Annotated in this window: 6 protein-coding genes; all 6 read right to left on the bottom strand. The window is 53.0% G+C overall.

The window, feature by feature from the left end; all coding sequences use genetic code 11:
* Positions 1-31 precede the first annotated feature (31 nt).
* Positions 32-460, bottom strand: a complete 429-nt coding sequence (locus ACXAC4_RS19740; protein ID WP_475164904.1) for a hypothetical protein — start codon at positions 458-460, stop codon at positions 32-34.
* 188 nt (positions 461-648) lie between these two features.
* Entirely contained in the window at positions 649-816 is a 168-nt protein-coding gene (locus ACXAC4_RS19735) for a hypothetical protein (protein ID WP_475164903.1), read from the bottom strand.
* Complete coding sequence (locus ACXAC4_RS19730) at positions 813-974, bottom strand: hypothetical protein (RefSeq protein WP_475164901.1); 162 nt, start codon at positions 972-974, stop codon at positions 813-815. The genes ACXAC4_RS19735 and ACXAC4_RS19730 overlap by 4 nt, the downstream gene beginning before the upstream one ends.
* 211 nt (positions 975-1,185) lie before the next feature.
* The gene (locus tag ACXAC4_RS19725; RefSeq protein WP_475164898.1) at positions 1,186-2,259 is read right to left on the bottom strand and encodes a hypothetical protein; all 1,074 of its coding nucleotides are present in this window, start codon (positions 2,257-2,259) and stop codon (positions 1,186-1,188) included.
* A gap of 786 nt (positions 2,260-3,045) precedes the next feature.
* Positions 3,046-4,509, bottom strand: coding sequence for a S8 family serine peptidase (locus ACXAC4_RS19720; RefSeq protein ID WP_475164897.1), 1,464 nt, complete (start codon positions 4,507-4,509; stop codon positions 3,046-3,048).
* Positions 4,490-5,280, bottom strand: a 791-nt coding sequence (locus tag ACXAC4_RS19715) for a S8 family peptidase (RefSeq protein WP_475164895.1), incomplete at its 5' end; no start/stop codon positions are given. The genes ACXAC4_RS19720 and ACXAC4_RS19715, both read right to left, overlap by 20 nt.

Raw genomic sequence — 5,280 nt, 5'->3', positions numbered from 1 at the left:
AAGGTTAAACCCTCCAGGAAAGTACCTCTGATCAGCACCTCGGTGCCTGCTCTTCGTAAGGCTCCTCGTCGGGAGTGGGCGGGTTTTCGTCTTCATCACGATCATGCGGGTGGTCGGGAATGCTACCACCGCCTTCATCGGCACCGCTGTTGCCATCATCATCATCTTCATCATCCCAGTCATCCCAGACATCGTCGGGATTTGAGCCTCCGTCATCGGGATGATGGGGCACATCGTCGGGCTTTTCGATCCCTAGGCGATCGACGGTTTCGTCGAAGCTGTCGAAATACCGAGACCCGCCCTGCGCGACCGTTGCAGTTGACAAGCCTGTTTCTTGAGTAAGTGGAGGAATTGTGTGCTCAAAGCCATCAGCTTTGAGGTCGAAAACTTCTTCGACTTGAGAGTAGGTCAGGCCCGCGAGGTAATGATCAGTGATCTCTGTGATCTCACCGCGCGGCAAGAAGTCCGAGAACTTGCTCGTGAAGATCTCCGAGCATGCCGGCCTGCCCTGTCAGAACGACCTGGAGAGCCGTCCGGCATCTCTACAACGAGGTCATCATCAATCGCTTTGGCGGCATTTTGTAGGCTTCCAGCGTCTTTGAAGGCGCCATCGAAGCCAATCCAATCCTTGATCCGTGAAATCGTCGATCAACACATTCTTCTGCGCCGATCAGGAAGCAGGTTGTGGCCGCCACCTCCCGTGATGTCGGCTGTACCTGGGCCGTATGTAGAACTGGCAAAGACGAGATCATCGCCCTTGCCTCCCATGATTGTGTCGTCGCCCCCGTCGGCAAAAATGACATCGCCCTCACTCAAGAGGCCTCGATATGATCGTTCCCCTTGCCGCCGGAGATCGCGTTCTTTCCGCCGCCGCCTTCGAGCGTATCATCGCCGACATGTCCGCGCAGAATATCGTCTCCAAGTTCCCCCCGAGATATGATCATCGACCATACCCGTGCGTGGATCGGTGACATTATGGGCACCTTCGATCGCGAGGTCCCTGTCAGCGTCAGAAATGGTAACCACAAGCATTTCGCCAGGATCAAGAGCGTAGCTATCTTTTACAGCATGGCCCAGACGTTGGACCTTCATGTCTCCGCGCGAGCTCGGCAATTTCTCCGTTCTTCGGCAGCTCGCGGGATGACTCGTCGTACCACGATGTTTCCTGGGGCTATCAGCGGGAGCTTAGAAAATGCGTCGTGAGATGTTTTCCGATCGGCAATTTCGCTCAGGTCGATGCGACCTACTTTGTCGGTCGGGATCGTGGAGAAAAACGATTTTCTGTGTCTCGTCCTCGAAACCTGTGACATTGAACCCTCGCGGCGCTCCAATTTCCTGAAGGGCTTCGGCATCGGTCATAGTCGTTTTCCCGATGAGGTTCGTCTGGGCAATGTCGTAGATCTGACCCATCGGCGTCGCGATGGCGACAATGCTTCCATCATCGCTTTCGGCGGGCGGAAACTTGGTGTCATAGAACTTGTTTGACAGCCAGTTGTAGGAAATGCCCCAGTGATCGATGGCATCTATCCCGCGATCAACCGCTCCGCTAAAGGCCTCGACCCAAGCGGATGCCTGATCGATCCCTACCGCCGAGTTCAGACCGATGTTAAATTCAGTGAGGGCAAATTCGAGATCGGACGTGAAGCCTGCAGCCTTCTCGAAAACCTCCATAGGCCGTACTGCCCAATTGAGGTTCTGAGAAATCAAGTGTGCATACGGATAGGAGTGCTGAACGACGGTCTCAACCATACCTCGGTTGTCGAGGTCTATGCTGGAAATGATATCAAGCGATTCCTGTGGTCCGACCGCTGTCCAAGTGCCATCATCATTTTGCTCTGCGCGCCAATGGTTGCCCGCTTGGATGCCGATTTTAGGCTGTTGCCAGCCTTCATTAGCTTCGGATAGGCGACCGATCATTGCGTCGATTTCCGGGATTTCGGCATTGGCGATTTCGCCATACTGAGACCCCGTCAGCGAACCCCACTGCTTGCTCCCCCAATATTCATTGCCGATCTCGATCGCCTTAATATGTGCGCTCGGCTGAGCCGCGATGGCCTCTTCAAGCTTGTCGAGATATTTTCCGAACCCGTCGTGATCAAACGTGCCCTTCGCCTTATCGTAGAACTGAAATGTCGGCGTCACGATCGAAAGGGATTTTCCTGTTGCCGCAGCGTAGTCGAGGGCTTCGTGGATCGTCAGTACATAGTTGCTCACTTCCAGGATCCATTGGATCGCCGAACATGCGATCAAGCCCGCCATTCGCCCAGGTTTGGTCCTCGGTAACGCCACCCCCGGGATAGCGGAGCGACGAGAAATCAATTTCCTTAAGCGTTTCGGCAAAAGGTTGTCCGTCGTTTAGGCTATCTCTCGTGAGGATAACATTCGCGCCGAAATGGGCATGTGTGATCAGCGACAAAAGGATGCTCCATCAATGATGGGCTTTGCCCATGTGCGTTCTGTCGATACGCGGACCGCGGATCTTGCCTTGGAAGCTTGGCCGGGCTGTAGATATGTGGCTGTTGTCATTTGGCTGAGCAGACGATCTAATTTGAGAATTCGCCTGATTGGGGCGCTTCTTGGCGCGATCCGCCTCATATCCGCTCCACCAGGTTCGATGCTTACTTGCTGAAGCTGGCAGAAAACCTGCACCAAACGGTTAACAGTGCAGGGATTTCTTCGCTTTTTTTTCTAAAAATTTAGCAAAATAGCACTTTTGGTGTGTGGGTCCTGCGCGGCAAGTGCAATATTAATATATAGTTTCTATATGCAGGGTGGATTCCCATGCGGAATTTGGTATAATTTTACGGCTCTTTGAGGCGGCAGTTTCGCTCAACCCGGTAAAGAGGGGGTTATTGCTTCATATCTGGAATGAGAAAATTCATCTGGCCAGAATAAAGCAGAGAATGCGGTTGGGCGGGAGCTGCGGAATTGCCAGAGAAGATCAGTTCTGGGTGGTGTTTCGTATGCTTTCTACCGAAGTTGCAGCTGTGCAATGTTACGAGCCCACTACCGAAGATGGCTTCTCAGAGCGCTGAAATGCGGCTGTCAGAATTTAAGTGTCAGCCCTCCGCCGATACCATACGCGCCACCGGCACCGGGACTCCAGATACCACCCAATCTTGCACGCCCCCCCATAAAGTCGGTGCTATAGTTAACCTGTACATCGGTAGGGACGTGATTTTCGTCTAGGTCGATTTCCATGCGATCACGATAAACAGCCGTCGTCCGTGTTTCATCTTTCGGTGGCGACAATCCGACTGGAGCGTTGAAAATAATTTTGCCTCCTGTGAGAGTAAGCGGATGAGACACTCCAATGGTAAAACTGTCAAACTCCTGGAAGATATTTTTTCTTTTTATCTCGACGCCAATCGCGCGCGATAATATTGAGCGGCCGTCAGAAAATATCCCTGAGGATTGAAATATTGTGTTTCCGAAAGATACTGCTGCAAGTAGGGTGGTGTTCCGATCCAATCGTGCGGCGCCGCCGAGGCGAGCGAAGCGGGTCTGACTGCTCATGCCTGCTCCGAATGCACCAGTGACCTTAGTGCCGAGAAATCCTCCGCGCTCATTGAACTGTCCGAATTCGAAGTTGAGAAAAGACTGGTTGCCTATTGGCGCCAGAAGTTCGATGGCAGCATACTCGTTCTCATTGGCGATACTGCCGCGAAAGCTCAGATGAGCTGTACCTATAGCCGTGCCTATATCAACTAGTGGGCCATCGGCCAGATTTTCGTAGGGAGAAGAAGTCGTTGTTCTATCAAAGGAGTTGCTGGATAAGCGGTCTTTTAGACCACTCATTGTAACGGATATCTTACCGCCTGCGCGAACAGAGTGAGCTTCGGCAGATACAACCCGTGCAAGCTGACGAACTTTGCGGTCGAGGTGACTTTCCTGACCTGACACGAGATCACTGACATTAAGGTAATAGCCGCGATCATACGCATCTGTGGCCATGATCCTCTTGCCCGAAAGAGCTTCAGCCAAACCTCGTGCCGCCGCCCCGCCAGAAATATGCGAGTCCGATAATGAAATCTTTCCCTCAGTGATGTCAGTGCCGGTCATGATGGCAACCCGCCCCTGTGGGCTCACGGCATTTTCGAGGTTGAGAAGTCCGTGGCCGAACACAAAGTCAACGCCTACGGCTCCGAGATCTGTGGCCGTTTCACGCAGAATTTGAGAAATCTCGGCGCCTGTTAACTCCGGGAATCTGCTTTTGAGAACAGCCACGGCTCCGCTCACCATCGGCGCTGCCATGGATGTTCCAGATTTATAACCAAAACTGCTGGCGGCATGACCTGCATCTTTGCTCAAGGTGGAATAGACAGTCGTACCCGGGGCGACTAGGCAGTAGTCCCGAGCAATTCCGCAGCGATTGGAGAATTTGGCTAACTTCCCATGCGAGTTGACAGCCCCGACGACGAGGATGTTGTTTCCGTATTCAGGTATTAGAGCAGGGATACCGCCGAGCGCAGAGACTTGGTCCGCCGCATCATTTCCTGCGGCGAACACAGAAAGCATCCCGGAGGAAAGGGTCTCTATCCAAAGCGTCGAGTAGGTCTATGCCAAGGTAATGCTCAAGTTCGCTACGGCTCGAGAATTCAGAGATCAGCCGGGTCGTGTCATTTTCATTGGCGTATACCCAGCTGTGGTTCATCGCGACAGCTCCCATTCTAGATGCTTCTCTTGTTGCATCGGCGAGGGCGGAAAGAGAGCTCTGGCGCCGCCGAGGAGATTTTTCCCATTCTACGCCTTGGAAAACAGCTAGCTGGGCATCGAATGCGACGCCGTGCATACCGAAATCATTCTTTGCCGCCGCCATGATGCCGGCTACATGCGTTCCATGTCCGTCAATATCGTGAAGATCATCTCCTAAATCAAAATAGGATTTGGTATATCTGATGTTCGGCAGGTCGGAGTGATCGAGATCGATACCGGTGTCGAAGAGGGCGAGTAGAGTTCCAAAACCAGTGCCGCCAAGAGCGTATTTGTCAGAAGCATTGATCATCTCGAGGACGTAATCACGTCTATATTCGGGTGTCTCGAAATCTGACGGGACTAGATCGGCGCGGGGGCGTAAATCTGGTGTCACCGGATCAGATGGTAGGCCAGCTACATTATCATCACCGTCTCCCACAGTACCAAATACAAAGGCTGCGCCAAGCGCGAGACCGCCGGCAATTATCCAGGGCAAAGTTGGTTCTATGACGGAGGCGTGGGCGAGTTCGGGCGTCGAGTACTGGGAGCGTGATAGCGATGGGGCAATACCAAAATCAGTGTCTG

It is taken from the genome of Pseudoalteromonas sp. AWM4_233 (assembly GCF_056158285.1).
This window is presented reverse-complemented; position numbering and strand designations above follow the sequence as displayed.

Coding starts and splice junctions, on each gene's coding strand:
- ACXAC4_RS19730 (WP_475164901.1), bottom strand. CDS start 974: ATGTCACCGATCCACGCACGGGTATGGTCGATGATCATATCTCGGGGG.
- ACXAC4_RS19725 (WP_475164898.1), bottom strand. CDS start 2,259: ATGGCGGGCTTGATCGCATGTTCGGCGATCCAATGGATCCTGGAAGTG.